Annotated in this window: 2 protein-coding genes; one reads left to right on the forward strand and one right to left on the reverse strand. The window is 69.1% G+C overall.

From position 1 onward, the window contains the following. Positions 1 to 170: 170 nt before the first annotated feature. On the forward strand, positions 171 to 503 hold the full coding sequence (locus tag QN345_RS19155) for a peptidase (RefSeq protein ID WP_134449566.1): 333 nt from the start codon (positions 171 to 173) through the stop codon (positions 501 to 503). A 181-nt stretch (positions 504 to 684) separates the two neighbouring features. Here the strand turns inward: QN345_RS19155 and QN345_RS19160 are convergent. Continuing rightward, positions 685 to 1334: solute carrier family 23 protein (locus tag QN345_RS19160; protein WP_323509127.1), on the reverse strand; the 650-nt coding region annotated here is incomplete at its 5' end.

Here is a 1334-nt window from a genome sequence, read left to right on the forward strand (position 1 = left end):
GTCATCGACCTGGTCCTCGGCTCGGTCATCGTCGCCCTGCTGTTCCGGCAGTCGCGGCGCACCCGCATCACCCACGACAACCTCCACGACATCGACGACGCCGCCCTCGTCGTGAAGATCAAGAAGACGCCCAGGCGAATCGCGCGCCGCGACCGGAAGAAGGTATCGCTGTGATCGACTGGGGCGCATTCTTCGTCGTCGCCGGGGCTTCGCTCCTCTCGTCGACCCTCGTCGTGAGCCTGTACTCCCTCGGACTCCGGCTGCTGACGAGTGCCGGCCGCGCGCTCGTGGTGGATCCGGCGTCCTTCACCGGCGCGATCACGGTGCTCACGCCCAAGCGGGCGGCCAAAGAGGCCAAGCGGCGGCGCAAATCGGCGACCGCGAACCCGCTGACCGTGTTCCAGAAGCGCCTCGCGCTCGTCGGAGCCTATGCCTGCTTCTCGGTCAGCGTCGCGGCCGTGCTGTACGGCGTCTACCTGATCGTGCCCGCGCTGCACCGCTGACCGGATGTCGCACGCACGGTCCGCGTGACCGGTCGCGCGTGCTCGGAGCGGCTCCCCGGTCGGGGCTCAGGCTCGGTTATGTCGGAGAATTTCGCGACCCGCGGCATCCGCTGCCCGGGGATGCGGCGTGTCGCGAAAAACTCCGACGTTGCGTCGAACGACGGTGTCGCGGGTCAGCGGGTCAGCGGTCGGTGCGGCGGAGCCGGCCGATCACGGTCATGGTGTGGTAGATCACGATCGCGGCGACCGTGCCGAGCGCGATGCCGTTGAAGCTCAGCGAACCGGCGGTGAAGGTGTAGTCGGCGATGCCGATGATGAGCGCGGTCGCGGCCGTGAACTGGTTGACCGGGCGGCTGAAGTCGACCTTGTTGTCGAGCCAGATCTTGACGCCGATGATGCCGATCAGGCCGTAGAGGGCGGTCGTGACGCCGCCGAGCACCCCGGCGGGGATGGTGTTGATGACCGCGCCGATCTTGGGGGAGAGGCCGAGCAGCACGGCGACGAGCCCGGCGACCCAGTACGCGGCGGTCGAGTAGATCCGGGTCGCGGCCATCACGCCGATGTTCTCGCCGTAGGTCGTCGTGCCCGATCCGCCGCTGAACCCGGCGAGCATCGTCGCGAGCCCGTCGGCCATCAGGGCGCGCCCGGTGAACCGGTTCACCTTCGCATCCGTCATCTGGGCGACGCCGCGGATGTGGCCGACGTTCTCGGCGACGAGCACGAGCACGACCGGCAGGAACGCGGGAAGCACCCCGAGCACGGCGACGGGCACGGGTGCGATCTGGGAACCGGTCGTGCTGAGCCGGCGCATCACGGGGATCGCCCTGACGC

It is taken from the genome of Cryobacterium sp. 10I1 (genome assembly GCF_035019805.1).
GTDB classification, from domain to species: Bacteria; Actinomycetota; Actinomycetes; order Actinomycetales; family Microbacteriaceae; genus Cryobacterium; species Cryobacterium glucosi.